The organism is Acidobacteriota bacterium, from assembly GCA_016712445.1.
Classification (GTDB): domain Bacteria; phylum Pseudomonadota; class Alphaproteobacteria; order Caulobacterales; family Hyphomonadaceae; genus Hyphomonas.
The window spans coordinates 2,043,774-2,063,908 of the sequence record JADJRB010000001.1 but is presented as its reverse complement, the minus strand read 5'-3'; the positions used below and the strand labels follow the sequence as shown (position 1 = coordinate 2,063,908).

Below are 20,135 nucleotides of genomic sequence, written 5' to 3'. Positions count from 1 at the left end.
GTCGCCTTAGATGATCGGCTGGTCGCGGTCGCGGATCCAGACCGACAGCAGCCATTTCTCGCCGAGCGTCACCGGCAACCCGGCGTGCAGTGAACGTTTGTCGGGCGAACCGTCATGCAGCACGTTGTCGAAGGCGATCATGCCGCCGGTCGGCGTGCGCGCATGTTTCTGGATGCTCTCGAACCAGGTCTGCCCCTCCATGAAGTTCTGGTTGAGGTAGATCAGCGCCGTGGTGCGCCGCTGGCCATGCTTGGCGAGGTCGGCCGCGAAGTGCGGCACTTCGGGATCGAGGAAATCGTAATGGAGGCCGTATTCTTCACCCACCGCATAGTGCAGCACGTTCGGCGCTTCCTGCCATTTGCGCGGCCGGCCGGTCGCCACCGCGATGCGGGCGAGACAGAGCTGCATCACCACATCGGTCTGCAGGATGCCGAAGCCCGTGCCAGAATTGGTGCGTATGCCGTCCTGGGTGCGCCCGCCCATATCCGGATTGTGCACCCGCGCCTTCTGCAGCTGGCCAGCCGCCGCCGCGATCCACCACTGGCACATCGGCTCCGGCAGGATGTGCTCGGCAGCGGTCACCCAGGGCGATTCCGAAAACAGCAGCGGCGCCGGTGGATTGAGAAAAGCGGCCAGGGCCTCATCGTTGACGAGGCCGGCCGCACGAATGCAGTCGAGCTGGGCCTGTGACGAGGGCTCTCCGGATTGCGCCGCCGCTTCCAGCATGTTCAGGGCGCCGCCAAAGTCCGGCTTGCCGCCGACACCTGCGGCCAGAAGCAACGCGCGCCAGCGTACGGCTTCAGGAAAGCCCGCTTTGACAGCCGCATCGATCCATTTGACGCCCACCGGCGGATCGTTCGGCGCGCCGATGCCGACAATCAGCTTGAGACCCAGCTCGGTCGCCGCGACCGGGTGGCCATCCTTCGCCGCCTTGAGGATCCAGTCGAAGCTGTCCTGCGCCTTTCCCTGCTGCACCAGCAGGCGGGAATAGAGCAGCGCCGCTTCGGCATCGCCCGCTTCCGCACGTTGCGCGATTTCAGCCGGCGACAGGCCGGCGGCGGTGGTGTCAGTCATGATCGGTTCCTCGGGGAAATGTCGTTTGGCCCGTTGATAACAGGCAGACCCCCGCCGGACAAACCCTCGGATCACAGCGCGCACGGACGTTTCACAGGGTGGCTAAATCGCCGCGCCCGCCACCGGTTGAGTTTGCCGGGATTCGGCGCGAATGTTGCCTCGCTCCACAGGCGAGGATCCCTTGAATGCGCACCGATATTCGAACCTGCTTGGCCGCTGCAGCGGCCATCCTGCTCTCGGCCTGCGGCGGCGGGACCGATACCGCAGCCGAAGCACCCAAGCCCGCTGCCTCGGCACCGGCAGCCACTGCTGAGGCGGCCCCCGCCCAGCCCGCCGCTTCGCCCGGCGAGCCGAGCCTCGAATTTGCCAGCCTGCCCGAGCCCTACAAGTCCGCCAACTATGCGGCCGGCGCGCGCACCTTCAAGCTCTGCCAGTCCTGCCACCTCGTTGCGGAAGGCGCAGGAAACCTGGTCGGCCCCAACCTCTACGGCCTGTTCGGCCGGCAGGTGGCCACCGCGCCGGGGTTTGACTATTCGCCTGCGATGAAAGCGGAAACCTTTGTCTGGACGCCGGAGCAGCTTGACCACTGGCTCGCCAATCCAGGAACGTTCGTCCCCGGCAACCGGATGAGCTTCTCGGGCGTGCGCAAGGAAAGCGACCGCACCGCCGTTGTCGCCTACCTGATGACCCACACCGGATACACCGCTCCCGAAGCGGCGCCCGAATGACAGCTCACCGGCGCGCGACGAGCGCCACGAGAATTGCGGTTTCCTCGAACTCGCCGCCGATTTCCTCGCGGTAGCCGAGCGAGACATCCACGGCGCCGAGGTGAAGGCCGATCTGGTTCTCGAGTTTGACGGATGTGGCACTCCGGTCGCCGCTCTCCAGCCAGACCTGCTGGGTCAGGAACACGTGATCCGTGAGGTCTGACCCGTACCCGATCTCTGCGCGCCTCCGGGCGCAGCCGTCCTCCTGCTGGATGTAGATGGCGTCCGCGAACATGTAGACCGCACGGCCTTCCAGCTGGCCCGAATAGCCAAGCCCGCCGCGCGTTTCAAAGCCGAGGCCTTCGCAGCTGTTGAGGCCCGTTGTGGTGCCGCCATAGATTGGCCCAGCCTCCACACCGACCGACCACTCGTCATGCACCAGCAACTTGCGGCGAAGTGTGAGCCGGTAGGCTTCGCGGTTGAATTCGGACGCACCTGGATACGCCACTGCCTCGGTCTTGGCCGTCAGGGTCCAGTTGTCGGTCAGTCCGTATTCGCCATACAGGTCGGCGCGCCAGCCATCGGCGCCGTTCAGCGTGTCGTGCGCAATCAGCGCCCGCGCATACCAGCCGTCATCGTCGCGCACCCAGGGCGCGGCATTTGCCGCGCCGGCGATCGATGCCGCCGTGAAGACCTGTGTGATGAGCCCCCGCATGGGCGGAAACCCTAGGGTGGAAACATCCTGTGGAAAAGTGGGTTTCCGGGTTGCACGACAGATTCTTTGGCTCGGCCGCGCCGCTCACAGCTGGATATAGTCCGACACGATCCGCGGGCCTGCCGCCGATCCGTCCGGCGCGCCCACTCGGATGTGGAAGCCTTGGGCGCCGAGCAGCGTGTTGACCTCGATCACGTCATCCACCGTCGCGAGATTGTCCTTGTGACGGGTGGTCCAGTCGGGCGAGGCGCGCCGCGCGCGGGTCCAGATTTCGGCTTTCGTTGCGCCGACCATGAAAAGGTAGAGATGCTGCTCGCCGAACAGTTCCGGCGTGTAGCCGCCGACATTCACGAACCAGAGAGACGCCTCCGGCGAGGCCGGCGCCGGGCCCGGTGCGATTTCAATCCTGCGGCCTTCGACATGCGTCAGCTCGGCATAGCCATCAATGTGCAGTGACGCCGGCGTTCCCCACCAGGCCGCCCGCAGCTGGGGCACGGTATCCTCGATCGTCTCGCCGGTCGCAAAGCGAAGGTCGTGCAGCTCGATGTTTGCCCGGTCGTGCTTGCCGCCGACGAAGACTGCGAAAAGTTTCATGCGGCGCGCCTCCCTGCGCACGGCAGGTTGGCCGCCGGCGGCGAGACTGGCAACCCGGTCATTGACTTTGTGTTTCAAAGTTCTTTGTTGACAGTGGCTTTCACTTTGAAATACAAAGTGAGCAACAGCAGCCCCAGGAGACCCGAAATGCCCCTGTCCAGATACCTTATTGCCACCACCCTCGCCCTTGCTGCCGCGGGCGCCGCGTCTGCCGCGCCGCTGACCGTCACAGCGGACGGCATCGAGGCGCGCGGCGGCACGCTTTATGTCGGCGTCCAGACGCAGGCGCAGTTCATGCAGCAAGAGGGAATCGCCGGCGAGCGGATCGAAGCGCCGGCCAACGGCGCGAAGACTTTCACCTTCGACGTGCCGGAGGGCGAATACTCTGTGTCGGTCTGGCATGACTTCAATGCCAACGGCCAGTTCGACATGAGCGAGACTGGCCTGCCCGCCGATGGCTGGGCAATGAACAATGGCGACGCGCTGCGCGGTCCGCCTACGTTCGAAGATGTAAAAGTCGCCGTCCCGACGACAGGCGCGGCCATTACCCTGACGGTCGCCTATCCGGAATAGGATTTCATCCCTATACGGATGAAGGAGGCCCCCGGCGCACGAACAGTGCGCCGGGGTTCCCGTTGAGTGGCAGGACCAGTCGCCAGCCGCCTAGAGGCGGTAGCGGATCTGGTCGGACCAGAAGCGCTCGAGGCGCGAGATCGTCTTGTTGAGCTGCGAGAGATCGTCAGCGCGGACGCTGGCGGTCGGCTCAAGGGCAGTCGCCTGCTTCTCGAACAGTTTCTCGACGCGGGCCCGAACCTTCTTGCCGCGATCCGTCAGACGGAGCGTCACCGTGCGCTTGTCGTCTTCCGAACGCGTCTGCACCAGGTAGCCGCCTTCCTGAAGCTTCTTGACGTTGTAGGAGAGGCTCGTGCCGGCAAACGCGCCGCGGGCACGCAGCACCGAAGCCGGCGCTTCGCCTTCGCCGATTTCGTACAGCAGGAGCGCCTGGACGCCGGTCAGCGAACGCTCGCCGCCCCGCTCAAGGTCGTCCTTGACGACATCGTGCAGACGGCGGTGCGCCTGCTCGAGAAGTGAAAGCGACTTCAGGAAAGAATCGCCGATAGAAGTATTTGCAGTCTCCTGCATGTCGATCATCATCATTTCAACCACCACTCAACTTTTGTTGTAGTTTGAGCAGAGTTACATGATGAGAACTAATATTTTGATAAGCACGTTTGGCTTGCGCAAGTTGAGCGTTAATAAAAACGCGCGGCCGTTAACCGTTACTGGCCCGTAACGGCTCCCCTGTCAGGCGAAAACCTCTACCGTCTGTGCGCCGCCATACTTGGGGCTCGCCCCGTGTTTGTTCGGTTGCACGCGGGAATCGAAGAACATCAGAATAAAGAGGATGATGCCGCCAATATAAGACAGGAAATACAAGAGGAGCAGCCAGGCGGAGATTTCCTGATCGTGCAGCCGCCTTGATGTCACCGCCATGCCCGGAATGAAGCAGTAGACGAAGAACAACAGCGACAACACCGGCCAGACTTCGCCGCCGCCTTCGCCATCATACCCGAAGAATACCAAGTAAATCCCGATATCGGCCATGTATAAAGCTATCAACACACAAACAAAGACGAGGTTGTAGCCGAAGTATTCGGCTCGGCGCGCGCGGCCGCTGAACTTGAAGTAATTGCCGGTAATGCCGCGCCAGAAATACTTGAACATGCCGTCAGACTTTGCCGCGACAGCGGGCACATAAGCCGCTTCTATACTTGGCGCGCCTGACTTCTGGGCCACGGGCGACAGCGCATAGATGTCGCGCGCCTCTTCGCCGAGCGCGATGAAGTCCACAGCGGCCCCTGCCGCCAAGGCCGCGCCCTTGTGCACGCGCGCGGTGAGAAAGGTGTAGCGCTTTCCGTCCTCGCCGAGGATCAACCCCGGCCCGGTATCGTCATCGGTCTTGAGAATTTCGCCGCGCATGCGTCATGTCCCTGCTTGCAAGGCAAGTATCGGACGCGCGGCGCAGCACTGTCCAGCCCCCGCCCTAGCGGCCGAAAGTGAGTTCGTCGGTGCCCAGCGGTGCAAAATATCGGGCGACATCTGCCTCGCTTACATCCTCGAGCCGCGAAGGTTTCCACACCGGCGCGTTGTCTTTGTCGATGATCACCGCGCGCACGCCTTCGAGGAAGTCCGCGCTCTGCACCTTGCGCCAGCCGATCCGGAATTCCATCCGCATGTTGTCTTCGAAGCTCGCCGCCTTGCGGCCTTCGCGCAGCTGGCGCAGGGCAACTTTCACGGTCTCGGGGCTTTTGGCGCGCAGTGTGGCCGCTTCCGTGCGGGCCCAGTCCCCGCCATCGGCGTCGAGCGCCGCGAGAATGTTCTCCGCCCGGTCAAACGCGAAGCAGCGGTCGATGACGGCGCGATGCGCCTCGAAGCTCCCCGCCGGCACAGCATGCGAAAGGCGGCCGAGGATCTCGTTCAGCAAGTCGGCCGCGCCGCCGGAAAAGTCCGCCGCCTCCAATTGCATGATCAGCGCCGGGATGAGTTCCGAAGGCATGTAGTGCGTCGCAACGCGAAGGGCGGCCACATCGGCGCCCTTCAGCCGCGCGCCGGACAGCGCCAGCCAGGTGCCGAGTTCCCCGGCCAGGCGCGGCAGGAACCAGCCACCGCCGACATCCGGGAACAGGCCGATCCCGGTCTCCGGCATGGCAAACACCGTCCGCTCCGTCGCCACCCGGTGCGAGCCGTGCACGGACAATCCGACGCCGCCGCCCATCGTGACACCGTCAATCAACGCCAGGATGGGCTTCGGGAATGCCTCAAGCGCCGCGTTCATGCGGTATTCGGTGCGGAAGAAGCCGCGCGCCTCGCTCGCATCCCCGGCGCCGCTTTCCGCCAGCATCCGGATATCGCCGCCCGCGCAAAAGCCGCGCGTGCCTTCCTGATGGTCTATCACGACGAGATGCACGCTCTCGTCCGCTGACCAGGCCGTCACGGCGTCGAGGATCGCGGCGCACATCGGCGTGTTCAGCGCGTGCAGCGCACCGGGGCGCGCCAGCGTGATCCGGCCCAGCCCGCCCTGTTGGCGGATCAACACATCAGAAGTCATGTCCGTCCTCGTCCTTGAAAGGTAGCCGAATGGTAAATGCAGTGTTCCCAAATTGAGACAAGCGGTTTCGGCAAGCCTTTACATGTTTGTGCGACAAGAGGCGCTGAAGCCTGCTCCAGTTCCAGTTCCGGAAGTGCCATGTCCAGCCAGTCCTTTCAAAGCCCGCGTCTCGACGTCGGCAAGTTCAACCGCCGCGGCCAGCGCATTCGCGTCGACGCCCGCGGCTTGATCAAGCTCGGTTGGTTCCGCAAGCAGGAAGTCGAAGTGCGCGACGTGTCGCCCGGCGGTGCCCGCCTTGCGGTGCCGGAGGGCGTGTTGCTGCCGGACGAGTTCGAACTGCGCATCCCGCAATTCAAGTACCCCCGCACCTGCCTCAAACGCTGGGAAAGCGGTCTCGAGATCGGCGTCGAATTCAAGTTCGAATAGCGCCTAGTTCAGCGCGCAGCCTTCGATCGTGATGCGGTGCATCAGGCGCCGTTCGCCATGATAGTCGTTCATTGCCCAGTGCCAGGTGGAGCGGTTGTCCCAGAAGGCCACCGAGCCCGGCTTCCATTTGAACCGGTGCGCATGCGCCGGGTTCATGGCTTGGGCGTAGAGGCGCATCAGCAGCGCGTTTGACGCCTCATCGGAATAACCGGCGATGCGCACCGTGAAGGCGGGATTGACGTACAGCGCCTTCTTGCCGCTCAGCGGATGGGTGATCACGACCGGGTGCACGACATCGTCCAGCACGTCTGCGGCCGCCGTGTTGCCGATGCGCCCGTCCGTATCCTGGTTCGCCTTGTAGAAATTATCGTTGCCCGAGCCGAAGATATGCTTCGCCGAATGCACCGCGCGCAGGCCGGCAATCTCGGCCTTGGTCGCGTCGTCCAGCGTCTCATAAGCGGTGTACATGGAGGCAAACCAGGTATCTCCGCCCTCGTCCGGCAATTGCCGCGCGACGAGGACCGAGCCCATGGCCGGCTCCGCATCATAGGAATGATCCGTATGCCAACCGCCGCCGATATTGGTTTTCTGTTCCTTCTCCTTCAGCACCAGCGCAATCTCCGGGTAGCGCTCATGCGCCTGGAAGAAGCGGTTGATGTTGATCGGTCCGAACCGGCGGGCAAACGAGATGTGATCGTCCTCGCTCAGCGACTGGTCGCGGAAGAAGATGACCCCGTGCTCGGCATAGGCGGCACGGATGCGATCAAACTCCGGCCCGGTCATCTGGCGGACATCGACGCCCGTGATCTCGGCGCCGGCGCCCGGCAGTGCGGAAATCTGCATTTGATCCTCCCTGCCCGCATCTGCGCGCGGGTCTGACCGGTCGAGCATACGACCGCTGCACTGTGCTTGGCAATCAGGCCGGCGGCGCGCCGGAAACCATGCGGGCGACGGTGCCGTCCCGGTCCAGCAACAGGTGCTTGAGCGCGCCTGCCACGTGCAGCGCGATCAGCCCGGCGAGGATCCAGGCGGTGACGACATGCACCGTGTGGCCGAGCTCGCCGATCGCTTCGATCTTGGCGACCGGTGGCAGCATGAACAGCCCATAGACATCAATCGGCCGGCCGCCCAGCAACGACATGCCGACACCCGACAGCGGCATCACCAGCATCGCGGCGAGCAGGCCCCAGTGCGTGATGCGCGCCGCCGTCTCCTGCCAGGCCGGCATGCCCGCCACCGGCGCCGGAAAGCCCTGCCTGATCCGCCAGACGACCCGCCAGGCGATGAACAGCAGCAGCACCGTGCCGGTCGCCTTGTGCAGTGCCATGATCGGCCCACGTTCTTCGCGCGAAAGCCCGCCGAATTCGAGGTAGAAGCCAACCGCCACCATGCCCAGCACACCGAGCGCGACAATCCAGTGGTTCAGCCGGGAGACGGCGCCATAAGTGCCGGTCTGTGCGTCGGTCATGTCTGCGGTGTCCCCTGTGCCCGGTTTGCGCTGCGGCCAACCTATGCGACGGCGCGGGGCAGCGCCAGCGCTCATTCGATGGCGGAGATGTCGGCCAGCAATTCCGTCCAGGCCGCCTCGGTCTCGCCCGTCCAGCCGTCCCCGACGAGGCTGCGCAGCGTATCCCGGATCGCCACGAACATCAGCCCGAAATCCTGCTCCGAGACGCCATAGCCGCCATGCGCAAAGCGCGACGAAGAGATGATCACGCGCTGGGTAGGACTGTCTTCGGTCACCCCCAAGATGGCATTGAAACAGGTCTCCAGCATTGCGCCGCGCACGCCGCCATCCGAATCCATCACGAACAGGTCTTCGAATTCCGGGCGCAGCTCGAACAGCCGGCGATAGACCAGCGGCGCCGGGTCGGCGCACTTCTCACTGGCGCGTTCGAGCGTATCGAGGACGAGGTCGGCGCGGGACATGGCCGCAATCTGTCAGACACCCTCGCCCCCGTCAAAGGCTGACGCTGCGTCGTTGATTGCGCGTCGCCGTCAACACGCGCAGGGTAGCCGAAAACAGGGAGGAACCGCAATGAAATCGCTCGAAGGAAAGGTCGCATTCGTCACCGGCGCCGCATCCGGCATCGGTCTCGGCATCTCGACCGCGCTGGCGCAGGCCGGCGTCAAGGTGATGATGTGCGACATCGAACAGGCCGCGCTCGACAAGGCCGTCGCGGGCCTGAAGGCCACGAATGCGGATGTCGCCGGCGTCATCGCGGACGTGTCGCTGAAGGACAACCTGCAGAAGGCCGCCGACGAAACGGTCAAGCGCTTCGGCAAGGTCCACATCCTCGTCAACAATGCCGGCGTTGGCGGCGGCGGCGATTATGGCACCTGGAACGATGCCGGCTGGAACTGGGTGATCGGCGTCAACCTGATGGCGGTCGTCTGGGGAATCGAGATCTTTGGCCCGCTGCTGGAGAAGCATGGCGAAGGCGGGCATATCGTCTCGACCGCGTCGATTGCCGGCATGATCGCCGCGACCAATCCCTCATACGACGTCACCAAGTTTGGGGTCGTCGCGCTCTCGGAGGGTCTTCGCCCGAAACTCGCCGCGCGCGGCATCGGCGTGTCGGTGCTCTGCCCCGGCATCATCCGCACCAACATCCTCGAATCCTCGCGCAACATCCCCGATCGCTACGCCGGCAAGATCGCCACCGGCATTCCGGCGGAAGGTCCGGGTACGGAAATGCTGCAGGCGATCACCGAGGCGATCGCCGGCGGTATCGATCCGCTCTATGTGGGCGAACTCGTGCGCGAAGCCATCGAAGGCGACTGGCCGCACATCTTCACCGACCTGCAGTTCGAACCCCACATCGAGGCGCGCTTCGCGACGATCAAGCAAGGCTTCGACCGGATCCGGGCCCGAACGCCGCGGCATTGAGAACAGAGGTCGGGGGCCCAAGCCCCTCACCTCCCACTGCTTCGCAATGGACCCCTCTCCCGCAAGGCGGGAGAGGGGTTTACGCGCTTCGAATGGCTCCCGCCTTAACCCCTCTCCCATGCAATGGGAGAGGAGGGACCCGCGCCCAATGGGCGTGGGAGGTGAGGGTCTAACCCTAGCCCTTCAGCATATCCCTTGAAATGATCACCCGCATGACCTCGTTCGTGCCCTCGAGGATCTGGTGGACCCTCAGGTCACGGACGACCCGCTCCACGCCGTAGTCCGCGAGGTAGCCATAGCCGCCGTGCACCTGCAGCGCGTCATTGGCGACCTTGAAGGCCGTATCGGTCACGAAGCGCTTCGCCATCGCGCACCAGCGCGTCGCGTCCGGCGTCTTGCCGTCGAGCCGGCCGGCCGCTTCATACAGCATCACGCGCGCCGCCTGCAGCTCGGTCTCCATGTCGGCGAGCTTGAACTGCGTGTTCTGGAAATCCGCAATCGCCTTGCCGAACTGCTTGCGCTCCTTCGCATAAGCCACCGACTTGTCCAGCGCGAACTGGGCGCCGCCGAGGGCGCAAGCCGCAATGTTCAGACGCCCGCCATCCAGCCCCGCCATCGCAAAGCGGAAGCCATGGCCTTCCTCGCCGATCCGGTTCGCCGCCGGCACGCGCACCTCGTCGAGGATCACCTGCCGCGTCGGCTGGCTCTTCCAGCCCATCTTGCGCTCGTTCGCGCCGAACGAGAGCCCCGGCGTGCCCTTCTCGATGATGAAGGCCGAAACGCCTTTTGCGCCGTCATCCGAGGTCCGCGCCATGAGGACGTAGACGTCCGACGTGCCGGCGCCCGAGATGAACTGCTTGGTGCCGGTGATCACATAGTCGTCGCCGTCGCGCACCGCCTTGGTCTTGAGGCTCGCCGCGTCAGACCCGGCGCCCGGCTCTGTCAGGCAGTAGGAGGCGATCAGCTCCATCGAGGTCAGCCGCGGCAGCCAGGCCTTGCGCTGCGCGTCGGAGCCGAACGTGTCGATCATCCACGAAGCCATGTTGTGGATGGAAATGAAAGCGGCGGTCGAGACATCGCCATAGGAGAGCTGTTCGAAGATCAGCGCCGCGTCGGTCCGCGTCAGGCCGGAGCCGCCCACATCTTCCTTCACGTAGATGCCGGCAAATCCGAGCTCGGCGGTGGAGCGGATCACGTCCACCGGGAAATGGCTGTCCCGGTCCCATTCTTCCGAATGCGGCAGCAGCCGGTCCTCGGCAAACTTGCGCGCCATGTCGCGGATCATCACGCGTTCGTCGTCAAACATGAGGCTCATTGGCAATCCGTCCCAATCCCAATATGTCTGGCGCCGACTTGGAATAGAGCCTGCCCCGATGTCAATGCGACGCCTGCCGGATGGATATACCCTGACCCCGGCCGCCCCCGAGGACATCGCCGATCTCGTCTTTACCGACCTCGCGGCCAGCCGCCTGTTTGAGGGCACCGGTTACCTGCCCGACGACGCCCTGACCGACCATGTGCCCATCCCCACGCTCGAAGCGGCCATGCAGCTGCGCCACCTGACGGTGGTCCGGCACAAGGGCGACGCGGTCGGCTTCGCGCTGACCTCCGAGCGCGGCGCCACCCTCTATCTCGACCAGATCAGCGTCGACCCCAGGCATGGCCGCAAGGGCCTCGGCGGCGAGCTGATGCGCCATGTCATCAAGGATGCCGCCCGGCGCGGCCTCAAGAGCGTGACCCTGTCGACCTTCCGCGACCTCGCCTGGAACGGCCCGTTCTATCGCAGCCTCGGCTTCCGCGAATTGCCGCGCAGCAAGCTGCTGCCCTGGATGACGGAGATCGAGACAATCCAGGTCGAGAACGGGCTGGATGTCTCGAAGCGCTGCTTCATGGTGCGGCGCGCGGGCTGGTTGTGAGCCGCCGGGAATTGGCGCAAAAGAGCGCCATGACCCAGTTTCCCCAGTCCTTTCCCGCCACCCGGATGCGCCGCCTGCGCCAGGCGTCCTGGGTGCGCGCCCTCACCGCCGAACATGTGCTGACCCCGGCAGACCTCGTCTGGGCGGTATTCGTCCATGACGGCGAGGGCCGCGTGCCTGTGACTTCACTGCCGGGTGTCGACCGGCTCAGCGTCAAGGAAGCCGCCGGCGCGGCGAAGCGCGCCAGGGCGCTCGGTATCCCCGCGATCGCCGTGTTCCCGTATATCGGCCCGGAGGGCAAGGACGCCGAAGGCACCGGCGCCCTGTCGCCGGACGGCCTCGTCCCGCGCGCCCTGAAGGCCATGAAGGACGCCGCTCCGGAAGTCGGCCTCATCACCGACGTCGCCCTCGACGCCTATACCAGCCACGGCCATGACGGCCTGCTCGACGAGGACGGCACCATCCCGAACGACGCCACTGTCGAACGCCTCGTCACGCAAGCTCTCGTGCATGTCGGCGCCGGCGCCGACGTCGTCGCGCCCTCCGACATGATGGACGGCCGCATCGGCGCCATCCGCGCCGCCTTCGAGGAAGAGGGCTTCACCAACGCCATGATCCTCGCCTACGCCGCCAAGTATGCCAGCGGCTTCTACGGCCCCTACCGCGAAGCCATCGGCTCGGCCGCCGCCCTCAAGGGCGACAAGAAAACCTACCAGCAGGATCCTTCGAACACGGACGAAGCCTTGCGCGAAGTCGCGCTCGACCTCGCCGAGGGCGCCGACATGGTCATGGTGAAACCCGGCCTGCCCTATCTCGACATCGTCCACCGCGTCTCCACCACCTTCGGCGTGCCGACGCTCGCCTACCAGGTCTCCGGCGAATACGCCCAGATCATGGCCGCCGCCCAGAACGGCTGGATAGATGGCGACCGTGTCATGATGGAGACTTTATTATCCTTCAAGCGCGCCGGGGCCTCAGGTGTCATAACTTATTTTGCCGAGAAGGCGGGCGTGGTACTGAACGGGTGATCCTTACCTCCCGGAGACCCGACATGATCCGTTCCCTGATGATGGCCTCGGCCCTGTCCTTGCTTGCGCTCAACGCGTCCGCGGCAGAAGGCGAGAACAAGCTCGCGTCCTGCATGATTGCCAACACCACGCCGACGCAGAAATCCGGCATGAAACAGCTGATCATCCAGGCTCTGCAGGAAAACAAGCAGGCCGCCACCGAGTCCTTCCTGAAGCTCACCTTCGAGGCCATGTCGATCGCCACCACCCAGTGCGGCATGTCCTTCGCGGACGTCCAGACACCCGCCTTCGAAGCCGCGCTGGAATCCTACGGGCAGAGCCTCGGCCAGGAAGTCATGAAAGACGCGCTGCGCTTCATGGACATTCCGGTCGACTGACGCCCGCCGGAACTCCCGCGTCTCCGCCGCATTGTTTCGGTTGGAGAACAATTCATGGCACAGCGCGCATACTGGAAGGGCCACCTGCGCCTTTCCCTCGTGAACATCGGCATCGAGCTCTACACGGCGACCGCATCCGCTAGCCGCGTCTCGTTGCACCAGATCCACAAGCCCTCCGGCAAGCGCATCCGCTACGAGAAGGTCGTCGAGGGCGTCGGCCCGGTCGACCATGACGAGATCGTCAAAGGCTTCGAGACCAGCAAGGACGAATACGTGATCCTCGAGCCGGACGAGCTCGACGAAATCAAACTCGAAAGCAAGCGCACCATCGACCTCGTCCAGTTCGTCGACGCCTGCGAGATCGACCCGCGCTATTTCGAGAAGCCTTACTATGTTGTCCCGGCCGGCGACGAAGTCGCCGCCGAAGGCTTCACGGTCATTCGCGAAGCGCTGCGCAAGGCCAAGATGGTCGGCCTCGGCCAGATGGCCGTCCGCGGGCGCGATTATGTCGTAGCCATCCGACCCTGCGGCGACGGCCTGTTGCTGGAGACGCTGCGCTTCGCCAACGAGATCCGCGACAGTGATACGGTGTTCGACGACATCCCGGACATGAAGCCCGACAAGGAGATGATGGACCTCGCCAGCGAACTGATCGAGCGCAAGGTCGCGCCCTTCAAGGCGGAAGCCTTCAAGTCGAAATACGCCGCCGCCCTGCGCGCGCTCATCAAGGAGAAGCAGGAATCGGGCGCCGTCGCGGAAGACACGTCGGGTGATCGCGCCTCCGGCGGCGCCAAGGTGATCGACCTGATGGAAGCGCTCAAGAAGAGTGTCGCGAGCGAGAAAGGCAGTGCGTCTGCGAAGACGCTTTCATCATCAAAGAAGACAACGACCCGGAAGAAGCCAGCCTCCAAGGCGAAGCCAAAGTCGAAAGCCAAGTCCTCGAAGGCGGCTTGATGCGTCATGGCCGCCCGCAGCTCGGACCTTCTCGAAACCTATCGCAAGAAACGCGACTTCTCGCGCACACCGGAACCTGACGGCTCCAAAAGTTCGAAAAAGGGAAAGCGCAACAGCGGCAAGCTCTCCTTCGTCATCCAGAAACACGATGCGACCCGTCTCCACTACGATTTCCGGCTCGAACTCGACGGCGTCCTGAAAAGCTGGGCCGTCACCAAGGGCCCAAGCCTGAACCCCGCCGACAAGCGTCTCGCTGTGCGCACGGAAGATCACCCGCTCGACTATGGCAGTTTCGAAGGTGTGATCCCGGACGGTTACGGCGCCGGCACCGTCATGCTCTGGGACGAAGGGGAATGGATCCCGCGCGAGGATCCCCACGAAGGCCTGAAGAAAGGCTCGCTGAAGTTCGACCTGAACGGCAAGCGCCTCACCGGCGGCTGGGCCCTCGTGCTGATGAAGGCGAAGAGCAGCAAGGACCGCGAGAACTGGCTCCTCATTAAGGAGCGCGATGACGCCGTCGACGAAGACCACGACCCGCGCGAAACCTGGACCGAGAGCGTCACCACCGGACACGACTTCGAGGAAATCGAAGCCGCCGCCGCGCAGGGCAAGGCCGGCATGCTGCGCAAGGCGGACGACCCGAAGTTCCCAACTTTTGTGGAGCCCCAGCTGGCAAGCCTGCGCGATGCGCCGCCCGAAGGCGACGACTGGCTGCACGAGTTGAAATTCGACGGCTACCGGATCCAGGCCCTGCTCGCCGGCCGCCGTGTGAAACTGATCACGCGCGGCGGCAAGGACTGGACCCACAAGTATCCCGCGATCGCCACCGCACTTTCAAAGGTCGACGTGGACTCCGCCATCCTCGACGGCGAACTCGTCGCGCTCGACGAAAAGGGTCGCAGCCGCTTCTCCGCCCTGCAAGCCGCCACCAATGACGGCGCCGACGCACACCTTGCCTACTACGCCTTCGACCTGCTGGCGCTCAACGGCAAGAGCCTGCGCCGCAAGCCGCTGACCGAGCGCAAGGCCGCGCTCGAGAAACTCATTCCCGCAGGCGACGGCACTTTGCGCTTTTCCGACCATATTGACGGCAGCGGCGCACGCGTGATCGGCAAGGCCTGCGGCATGGGCCTCGAAGGCATCGTCTCGAAGAAGAAATCGTCCGCCTACGTCTCAGGCCGCGGCGCCGGATGGCTGAAATCCAAATGCGTCGGACGCGACGAATTCGTCATCGCCGGATACCGGAAGTCCGACAAGAAAGGCCGCCCCTTCGCCTCGCTCCTCCTCGGCGAGTTCGAAGACGGCCAGCTCCTCTATCGCGGCCGCGTCGGCACCGGCTTTGACGAGGCAACAATGGACGCGCTCGCAGCTTCCATGGCGCCCCTGAAGCGCAAGACGTCGGCCTTCGAGAGCCTCCCCGCCGACGCCCGCCGTGCCGCCGTCTGGCTGACTCCCAAGCTCGTCGCCGAGATCGCTTACACCGAGCGCACCCCCGACGGCGTCCTGCGCCATCCGAGTTTTCTCGGATTGCGCGAAGATAAGCCGGCGCGCGAGGTATCATCCGACAAGCAGAAACAGGCCGAATCAATGGACAACGACACTTCCGGCGACACGATCCTCGGCGTGAAGCTGACGCATCCTGACCGCGTCGTCTTCGATGGCCAGGGCGCGACCAAACGGGACATCGCCGCCTACATGGCGGAGATCGCGCCGCGCATGCTGCCCTATATCAAGGACCATCCAGTCAGCCTCGTGCGCTGCCCGTCCGGCGCGTCCGGACAGTGTTTCTTCCAGAAACACCACACGGACTCGACGCCGGACGCGATCACCGAAACGAAGATCAGGGAAAGCGACGGGAATTCCGCCAGCTACCTTCTGCTGAACTCCGCCGAAGCACTCGTCGCCGCCGCCCAGATCGGCGCTCTGGAGCTGCACATCTGGGGCTCGCGCACCGACATGCTGGAAAAGCCGGACCGGGTCGTCATCGATCTGGACCCGGATGAAAGCCTCGGCTTCGACGACGTCAAGGTCGCCGCCCTCGAAGTACGTGATGTGCTGAAGAGCGCTGGCCTTGAGACCTTTGCGCTGCTGACCGGCGGCAAGGGCATCCATGTCGTCGCGCCGCTCGAACGCCGCCGCGACTGGGCTGACGTGAAGGCCGCCGCGCGCGGCCTCGCCCGCCAGATGGAACGGGCGCACCCGGAGCGCTACGTCTCGGAGATGTCCAAGAAGAAGCGCAAGGGCCGCATCTTCATCGACTGGCTGCGAAACGAACGCGGCGCCACCGCCGTCTGCCCCTATTCCCTGCGCGCACGCGAAGGCGCACCGATCGCCGTGCCGGTGCGCTGGGATGAGCTTCCGCGCATCAAGGCCGCAAACGCCTACACGCTGTCGAACATCCGCCAGCGTCTCGCGTCCCTGAAGAAAGATCCGTGGGCGGGGTATTCAGGCCTTCGCCAGTCGATTTCGGCCGGCGTGCTGGACATCCTCACCCGCGACTGACGCGCATCAGGCCGCCTTCTGCACCGAGACCAGCTCGATCTCGAAGATCAGGTCCTTGCCCGCCAGCGGATGGTTCGCATCGAGCGTGACGACCTTGTCGTTCGATTCGACGACGGTCACTGGGACGGGATCGCCAGACTGCGTGCGCATCTGCAAGCGTGTGCCAACCTCCGAAGGCACGTCCTTCGGAAAGTCCGCACGCGGTACATCCTGGCGCATGTTCGGGTTCACCGGCCCGTAGGCTTCGTCGCACGCGACTTCGACCTTTTTCGTCTCGCCGACAGCCATGCCGGGAATGGCGGCATCGAGACCCTTGATGATCTGGCCTGCGCCGACCTGGAAGACGAGCGGCTCGCGCCCCTCGGAGCTGTCAAAGGTCGTGCCGTCGGGCAGTGTGCCGGTATAGTGAAGGTGTACGGTGTCACCGGGTTGAGCCTGTGTCATGGGATATCCAATCGTTGGGAGTTGCAATCTCGGAGGCCTTGCTGCGCGAGGCAAGCTGGCCGCTCTGATCGAGATTGGGGACAGGGCGAGGGGCAAGGGTACCCCCTCAGCCCCTCATGTAAACCCACAACACGGTAATTTGGCTGCTCAGGCGTCGGAAGTCTTGTAGTTCTTGCGAACGTAGGTGACGCCGTCCCGCACGATCTCTTCGAGCACGTCCATGTCGACCTTGTCGAGACTGCCCAGATAGAGACAGCTTTTTCCGGTCTTGTGCGGCCCGAGCCGCGCGAGCTTCTCTTCAAGGCCTTTGTAGCCTGACAGGATATAGACAACCATGTTGGCCTTGCGCGGACTGAAGCCGGTCATGCACATTTCGCCGGAATGGCCGCTGTCATATTCATACTGGTAGCGCCCGAAACCGATGATGCTCGGGCCCCACATCTTCGCCTTGAGGCCGGTCACCTTCTCCATCCAGGGCAACAGCTTCTGCGCATCGCGCTTGCGCGGGCCGTCTTCCAGCGAAGCGACGAAGTCCTTCGGTTTGATCTCGGTCGCCTTGGTCTTCGGTTCGTACTTCGCCATGTGCTTCCCCTCAGTTGCCGATCTGAACAGCTTTGCCGAGATCCAGTAGCACGATCAGCGCTACCGAGACGAGCAGGAACAGCGCGGAGAGACCCGCATTCAGCCACACCGCTCGCTTCGCATGCTGCTGCTCGATCCAGGTCCGTGGACGGATCTTGCTGAGCCGGAACACCAGCAAGGCCGACAGGATCAGCGCGGCAACGTTGAGGCTGAGCAGCAGCGTGGCGCGGAGCGCCAGCGTGCCCTGCCCATAGCCGGCGAACAGACCGATCGCCGCGCCGGGCGGCAACAACGCCGCCGCCACCATCACACCCACCAGCGTCGCCGAGGCCCCGCGCGTCATCGACAGCGCCGCCGCCCCGCCCGCCGCCATTGCCAGCGCCAGCCCGTCCAGGCGCACCTCGGCGCGCGACATCAGCTCCCGGCTCTCCCAGTTCGGCGGCAGGAAGAACGCCAGCACCAGCGACACCGCCAGCGCAATGCTGATGCCCGCCAGCAGCGTGATCATCCCCTTGCGCAGCAGCGCCAGGTCGCCGAGCGCCGCGCCCATCGCAAAGCCGAGGATCGGCCCCAGCAGCGGCGCAATCACCATCGCCCCGATCACCGCCGCGACGCCGTCAGACGCCAGCCCGATCGCCGCCACGATGGTCGACAGCACCACCATGATGACGAAGTTCCAGTCGAGCTTCGCATCGCTCGACACCTTCACGTACAGCTCCTCGCGCGTGTTCTGCGCGCGCGCCGCCTTCTTCTCGTCCTTCGGTTCCGGCAGTTTCGGGATCGTCACGTCGAGCGAGGCGACCGTGATCCGCCAGTCCTTGCGCTTCTCGAGCACGGTCTGGAGATTGTCGAGCAGCGCCTGCGCCGGCCCGTCGCGCATGTAGACGTGCACCAGCTTGCGGTCGGTCTGTTCCGGCTGCAGCACCACATAGTCGAACGGGTCCGCCGCCTTCACCGCGCGCAGCGCGAGGTCGAACGCCTCGCCGTCCGGCACGTGCAGGTCGATGCGGCAGATGCCCATCAGTCCGGCTTCCGGCCGAGACGGGCGATCAGGCTCGACGTATCCCAGCGCGCGCCGCCCATCGCCTGCACATCGGCATAGTACTGGTCCACCGTCGCCGTCAGCGGCAGGCTCGCGCCGGTCTCGCGCGCGGCGTCCAGCGTGATGCGAAGGTCCTTGCGCATCCAGTCGACCGCAAAGCCGAAATCGAACTTGCCCTCGGTCATCGTCTTCCAGCGGTTCTCCATCTGCCAGCTCTGCGCCGCGCCGCCCGAGATCGCCTCGATCACCTTGGCCGCGTCCAGCCCCGCCGCTTCCGCAAAGTGCAGCCCTTCGGCGAGGCCCTGCACGATCCCCGCAATGCAGATCTGGTTGACCGATTTCGCCAGCTGCCCGGCGCCCGTCTCCCCAATCAGGGTTATCTTGCGCGCGAACGCATTCATCACCGGCTCGGCCGCCGCAAACGCCGTGTCCTCGCCGCCGCACATGATGGTCAGCTTGCCGTTGATCGCGCCCGCCTCACCGCCGGAAACCGGCGCATCGATGAAGCGCGCGCCCTTCGCCTTGCACCGCGCCGCCAGCTCGCGGGCGAGGCCCGCCGAGGCCGTGGTATGGTCGATCACCGTCATCCCCGCCCCGAGGCTCGGCTCGAATGCCTCGAACACCGCCCGCACGTCCGGATCATCGCCGAGGCACATCAGCACGAACTCCGCGCCGAACACCGCCGAGGCCGGATCCTTCGCCGCCTCGCCCCGGTGCACCCCGGTCCAGGCTGCCGCCTTCTCCGGCGAGCGGTTCCAGACGCTGACCTGATGGCCCGCCTTGGCCAGATGCCCGGCCATGTGGAAACCCATGACCCCGAGTCCCAGGAAAGCCGTGCGCGCCATTGATGTCTCCTTCGCCAGCGGCGCGCTCGGGCGAGTGTGCCGTTCTGGGACGCCAGATAGATCGAATTTCATCGAAATCCCACCCCCGCCCGAAGCGCCGGTTTCACCATGACCTGCTACACGTTGCATTCCGTCAGAATGACAGGACCAAGGAAAATGGCGTACGCCACGACCCATCGGAACCACGCAGGCAGAATGCCTGCCCTCCCGGCCCGCAAGCTCGGGACCTGGAAAATGGCGTATGCCGACTTCCTGACCGCCCTGATGGCCTTCTTCCTCCTGATGTGGCTGGTCAGCGGCGTCTCCCCGGATGATCGCAGCGCCATCGCCGCCAAGTTCCGCCTGAAGGACGCAGCCGTCCCCGCCGCCGCCCTCGCGCCGGAAGGCTCCGAAGCCGCCGACCTGCTGGGCCTGCTGCAGCTTTCCGAGACCCTCAAGGCTGCCGGCGAAAGCGTCATCCTGACCGTCGAGCCGGACGGCGTGCGCCTCGATCTCGTCGATACGGCAGGCCGCCCCCTGTTCGAAAGCGCCAGCGGCGCCCTGTCGGCCGAAGGCGCAGCCCTGGTTGCCGCCGCCGCCACGACGCTGGCGCCCCTGGCCAACGCCCTTTCCATCGAAGGCCACACCGATGCCTTCAGCCTGACCCGGACTGGCTATTCCAACTGGGAACTGTCGACCGACCGGGCCAACGAGGCCCGCCGCCTGCTCGAAGCCGGCGGGGTCGACCCGGCCCGCTTCCAGGCGGTAACCGGTCTCGCCGACACTCACCCCCTCGATCCGGGCCAGCCGCACCTCGCGGTGAACCGCCGGATCAGCCTGAAAGTTCATCTCGGCGCCCAGCCGTGAGGCTTTCGGGTCACGCCTGTGTGGCTTTTTTGCCGCGATGGGCGCCCCCGCCGGTGTTTGCCCCTTGGCGCTGGCCCGGCGAAG

General features: G+C 64.9%; 24 protein-coding genes. 10 read left to right on the top strand and 14 right to left on the bottom strand.

Features of this window, described 5'->3' with window-relative positions; translation table 11 throughout:
• Positions 1 to 6: 6 nt before the first annotated feature.
• A complete protein-coding gene (locus tag IPK75_10505; protein ID MBK8198793.1) occupies positions 7 to 1,074 on the bottom strand; it encodes a 2OG-Fe(II) oxygenase in 1,068 nt (355 codons plus the stop codon).
• 185 nt (positions 1,075 to 1,259) lie between these two features.
• On the opposite strand from IPK75_10505, the gene IPK75_10500 reads away from it, so the two are divergent.
• Entirely contained in the window at positions 1,260 to 1,802 is a 543-nt protein-coding gene (locus IPK75_10500; GenBank protein ID MBK8198792.1) for a cytochrome c family protein, read from the top strand.
• A gap of 4 nt (positions 1,803 to 1,806) precedes the next feature.
• Here IPK75_10500 and IPK75_10495 read toward each other — a convergent pair whose 3' ends face one another.
• Positions 1,807 to 2,496 (bottom strand): hypothetical protein, encoded by a 690-nt coding sequence (locus IPK75_10495; protein ID MBK8198791.1) that lies wholly within the window; start codon positions 2,494 to 2,496, stop codon positions 1,807 to 1,809.
• Between the two features lie 84 nt (positions 2,497 to 2,580).
• On the bottom strand, positions 2,581 to 3,090 hold the full coding sequence (locus tag IPK75_10490; GenBank protein MBK8198790.1) for a DUF1543 domain-containing protein: 510 nt from the start codon (positions 3,088 to 3,090) through the stop codon (positions 2,581 to 2,583).
• Positions 3,091 to 3,237: 147 nt separating this feature from the next.
• Here IPK75_10490 and IPK75_10485 point away from each other — a divergent pair, with 147 nt between their 5' ends.
• Positions 3,238 to 3,663 carry a DUF2141 domain-containing protein gene (locus IPK75_10485; GenBank protein ID MBK8198789.1) on the top strand — a complete coding sequence of 142 codons (426 nt, stop codon included), beginning with the start codon at positions 3,238 to 3,240 and terminating at the stop codon, positions 3,661 to 3,663.
• A gap of 90 nt (positions 3,664 to 3,753) precedes the next feature.
• Here the strand turns inward: IPK75_10485 and IPK75_10480 are convergent, their stop codons facing one another.
• The 3 genes from IPK75_10480 to IPK75_10470 all read right to left on the bottom strand — a co-directional run bounded on the left by IPK75_10480 (position 3,754) and on the right by IPK75_10470 (position 6,199).
• Complete coding sequence (locus IPK75_10480; protein ID MBK8198788.1) at positions 3,754 to 4,248, bottom strand: MarR family transcriptional regulator; 495 nt, start codon at positions 4,246 to 4,248, stop codon at positions 3,754 to 3,756.
• A 147-nt stretch (positions 4,249 to 4,395) separates the two neighbouring features.
• Positions 4,396 to 5,025 (bottom strand): DUF805 domain-containing protein, encoded by a 630-nt coding sequence (locus tag IPK75_10475; protein ID MBK8198787.1) that lies wholly within the window; start codon positions 5,023 to 5,025, stop codon positions 4,396 to 4,398.
• A 109-nt stretch (positions 5,026 to 5,134) separates the two neighbouring features.
• The gene (locus tag IPK75_10470) at positions 5,135 to 6,199 is read right to left on the bottom strand and encodes an enoyl-CoA hydratase/isomerase family protein (protein ID MBK8198786.1); all 1,065 of its coding nucleotides are present in this window, start codon (positions 6,197 to 6,199) and stop codon (positions 5,135 to 5,137) included.
• Between the two features lie 138 nt (positions 6,200 to 6,337).
• Here IPK75_10470 and IPK75_10465 point away from each other — a divergent pair, with 138 nt between their 5' ends.
• On the top strand, positions 6,338 to 6,625 hold the full coding sequence (locus IPK75_10465) for a hypothetical protein (protein ID MBK8198785.1): 288 nt from the start codon (positions 6,338 to 6,340) through the stop codon (positions 6,623 to 6,625).
• Positions 6,626 to 6,628: 3 nt separating this feature from the next.
• On the opposite strand, the gene IPK75_10460 is transcribed toward IPK75_10465, so the two are convergent.
• The 3 genes from IPK75_10460 to IPK75_10450 form a co-directional block, all read right to left on the bottom strand.
• Positions 6,629 to 7,468, bottom strand: coding sequence for a TauD/TfdA family dioxygenase (locus IPK75_10460; GenBank protein ID MBK8198784.1), 840 nt, complete (start codon positions 7,466 to 7,468; stop codon positions 6,629 to 6,631).
• A gap of 73 nt (positions 7,469 to 7,541) precedes the next feature.
• On the bottom strand, positions 7,542 to 8,093 hold the full coding sequence (locus IPK75_10455) for a cytochrome b (GenBank protein ID MBK8198783.1): 552 nt from the start codon (positions 8,091 to 8,093) through the stop codon (positions 7,542 to 7,544).
• A 71-nt stretch (positions 8,094 to 8,164) separates the two neighbouring features.
• Positions 8,165 to 8,554 carry a globin gene (locus IPK75_10450; GenBank protein MBK8198782.1) on the bottom strand — a complete coding sequence of 130 codons (390 nt, stop codon included), beginning with the start codon at positions 8,552 to 8,554 and terminating at the stop codon, positions 8,165 to 8,167.
• Positions 8,555 to 8,663: 109 nt separating this feature from the next.
• Here IPK75_10450 and IPK75_10445 point away from each other — a divergent pair, with 109 nt between their 5' ends.
• Positions 8,664 to 9,515, top strand: a complete 852-nt coding sequence (locus IPK75_10445; GenBank protein MBK8198781.1) for an SDR family NAD(P)-dependent oxidoreductase — start codon at positions 8,664 to 8,666, stop codon at positions 9,513 to 9,515.
• 175 nt (positions 9,516 to 9,690) lie between these two features.
• Here the strand turns inward: IPK75_10445 and IPK75_10440 are convergent, their stop codons facing one another.
• On the bottom strand, positions 9,691 to 10,830 hold the full coding sequence (locus tag IPK75_10440; protein MBK8198780.1) for an isobutyryl-CoA dehydrogenase: 1,140 nt from the start codon (positions 10,828 to 10,830) through the stop codon (positions 9,691 to 9,693).
• 58 nt (positions 10,831 to 10,888) lie between these two features.
• Between IPK75_10440 and IPK75_10435 the strand changes: the two genes are divergently transcribed.
• The 5 genes from IPK75_10435 to ligD are packed head-to-tail and all read left to right on the top strand — an operon-like array spanning position 10,889 to position 16,292.
• The gene (locus IPK75_10435) at positions 10,889 to 11,431 is read left to right on the top strand and encodes a GNAT family N-acetyltransferase (protein ID MBK8198779.1); all 543 of its coding nucleotides are present in this window, start codon (positions 10,889 to 10,891) and stop codon (positions 11,429 to 11,431) included.
• A gap of 29 nt (positions 11,432 to 11,460) precedes the next feature.
• Positions 11,461 to 12,459 carry a porphobilinogen synthase gene (gene hemB / locus IPK75_10430; protein MBK8198778.1) on the top strand — a complete coding sequence of 333 codons (999 nt, stop codon included), beginning with the start codon at positions 11,461 to 11,463 and terminating at the stop codon, positions 12,457 to 12,459.
• Between the two features lie 23 nt (positions 12,460 to 12,482).
• Positions 12,483 to 12,836, top strand: a complete 354-nt coding sequence (locus IPK75_10425; protein MBK8198777.1) for a hypothetical protein — start codon at positions 12,483 to 12,485, stop codon at positions 12,834 to 12,836.
• A gap of 54 nt (positions 12,837 to 12,890) precedes the next feature.
• Positions 12,891 to 13,790, top strand: a complete 900-nt coding sequence (locus tag IPK75_10420; GenBank protein MBK8198776.1) for a Ku protein — start codon at positions 12,891 to 12,893, stop codon at positions 13,788 to 13,790.
• A gap of 6 nt (positions 13,791 to 13,796) precedes the next feature.
• Positions 13,797 to 16,292, top strand: a complete 2,496-nt coding sequence (gene ligD, locus IPK75_10415) for a DNA ligase D (protein ID MBK8198775.1) — start codon at positions 13,797 to 13,799, stop codon at positions 16,290 to 16,292.
• 6 nt (positions 16,293 to 16,298) lie between these two features.
• Here the strand turns inward: ligD and IPK75_10410 are convergent, their stop codons facing one another.
• The 4 genes from IPK75_10410 to IPK75_10395 form a co-directional block, all read right to left on the bottom strand.
• Positions 16,299 to 16,736, bottom strand: a complete 438-nt coding sequence (locus tag IPK75_10410; protein ID MBK8198774.1) for a peptidylprolyl isomerase — start codon at positions 16,734 to 16,736, stop codon at positions 16,299 to 16,301.
• Positions 16,737 to 16,883: 147 nt separating this feature from the next.
• Positions 16,884 to 17,318 carry a DUF1801 domain-containing protein gene (locus IPK75_10405; GenBank protein MBK8198773.1) on the bottom strand — a complete coding sequence of 145 codons (435 nt, stop codon included), beginning with the start codon at positions 17,316 to 17,318 and terminating at the stop codon, positions 16,884 to 16,886.
• A gap of 10 nt (positions 17,319 to 17,328) precedes the next feature.
• A complete protein-coding gene (locus tag IPK75_10400) occupies positions 17,329 to 18,339 on the bottom strand; it encodes a TIGR00341 family protein (GenBank protein MBK8198772.1) in 1,011 nt (336 codons plus the stop codon).
• On the bottom strand, positions 18,339 to 19,205 hold the full coding sequence (locus IPK75_10395) for an NAD(P)-dependent oxidoreductase (protein MBK8198771.1): 867 nt from the start codon (positions 19,203 to 19,205) through the stop codon (positions 18,339 to 18,341). Before IPK75_10395 ends, IPK75_10400 begins: the two co-directional genes overlap by 1 nt.
• A 195-nt stretch (positions 19,206 to 19,400) precedes the next feature.
• Here IPK75_10395 and IPK75_10390 point away from each other — a divergent pair, with 195 nt between their 5' ends.
• Positions 19,401 to 20,051, top strand: a complete 651-nt coding sequence (locus IPK75_10390; GenBank protein ID MBK8198770.1) for an OmpA family protein — start codon at positions 19,401 to 19,403, stop codon at positions 20,049 to 20,051.
• The last annotated feature ends 84 nt before the right edge of the window (positions 20,052 to 20,135 follow it).

Coding starts and splice junctions, on each gene's coding strand:
- IPK75_10505 (MBK8198793.1), bottom strand. CDS start 1,074: ATGACTGACACCACCGCCGCCGGCCTGTCGCCGGCTGAAATCGCGCAA.
- IPK75_10500 (MBK8198792.1), top strand. CDS start 1,260: ATGCGCACCGATATTCGAACCTGCTTGGCCGCTGCAGCGGCCATCCTG.
- IPK75_10495 (MBK8198791.1), bottom strand. CDS start 2,496: ATGCGGGGGCTCATCACACAGGTCTTCACGGCGGCATCGATCGCCGGC.
- IPK75_10490 (MBK8198790.1), bottom strand. CDS start 3,090: ATGAAACTTTTCGCAGTCTTCGTCGGCGGCAAGCACGACCGGGCAAAC.
- IPK75_10485 (MBK8198789.1), top strand. CDS start 3,238: ATGCCCCTGTCCAGATACCTTATTGCCACCACCCTCGCCCTTGCTGCC.
- IPK75_10480 (MBK8198788.1), bottom strand. CDS start 4,248: ATGATGATGATCGACATGCAGGAGACTGCAAATACTTCTATCGGCGAT.
- IPK75_10470 (MBK8198786.1), bottom strand. CDS start 6,199: ATGACTTCTGATGTGTTGATCCGCCAACAGGGCGGGCTGGGCCGGATC.
- IPK75_10465 (MBK8198785.1), top strand. CDS start 6,338: ATGTCCAGCCAGTCCTTTCAAAGCCCGCGTCTCGACGTCGGCAAGTTC.
- IPK75_10460 (MBK8198784.1), bottom strand. CDS start 7,468: ATGCAGATTTCCGCACTGCCGGGCGCCGGCGCCGAGATCACGGGCGTC.
- IPK75_10455 (MBK8198783.1), bottom strand. CDS start 8,093: ATGACCGACGCACAGACCGGCACTTATGGCGCCGTCTCCCGGCTGAAC.
- IPK75_10450 (MBK8198782.1), bottom strand. CDS start 8,554: ATGTCCCGCGCCGACCTCGTCCTCGATACGCTCGAACGCGCCAGTGAG.
- IPK75_10445 (MBK8198781.1), top strand. CDS start 8,664: ATGAAATCGCTCGAAGGAAAGGTCGCATTCGTCACCGGCGCCGCATCC.
- IPK75_10440 (MBK8198780.1), bottom strand. CDS start 10,830: ATGAGCCTCATGTTTGACGACGAACGCGTGATGATCCGCGACATGGCG.
- IPK75_10435 (MBK8198779.1), top strand. CDS start 10,889: ATGTCAATGCGACGCCTGCCGGATGGATATACCCTGACCCCGGCCGCC.
- hemB (MBK8198778.1), top strand. CDS start 11,461: ATGACCCAGTTTCCCCAGTCCTTTCCCGCCACCCGGATGCGCCGCCTG.
- IPK75_10425 (MBK8198777.1), top strand. CDS start 12,483: ATGATCCGTTCCCTGATGATGGCCTCGGCCCTGTCCTTGCTTGCGCTC.
- IPK75_10420 (MBK8198776.1), top strand. CDS start 12,891: ATGGCACAGCGCGCATACTGGAAGGGCCACCTGCGCCTTTCCCTCGTG.
- ligD (MBK8198775.1), top strand. CDS start 13,797: ATGGCCGCCCGCAGCTCGGACCTTCTCGAAACCTATCGCAAGAAACGC.
- IPK75_10410 (MBK8198774.1), bottom strand. CDS start 16,736: ATGACACAGGCTCAACCCGGTGACACCGTACACCTTCACTATACCGGC.
- IPK75_10405 (MBK8198773.1), bottom strand. CDS start 17,318: ATGGCGAAGTACGAACCGAAGACCAAGGCGACCGAGATCAAACCGAAG.
- IPK75_10400 (MBK8198772.1), bottom strand. CDS start 18,339: ATGGGCATCTGCCGCATCGACCTGCACGTGCCGGACGGCGAGGCGTTC.
- IPK75_10395 (MBK8198771.1), bottom strand. CDS start 19,205: ATGGCGCGCACGGCTTTCCTGGGACTCGGGGTCATGGGTTTCCACATG.
- IPK75_10390 (MBK8198770.1), top strand. CDS start 19,401: ATGCCTGCCCTCCCGGCCCGCAAGCTCGGGACCTGGAAAATGGCGTAT.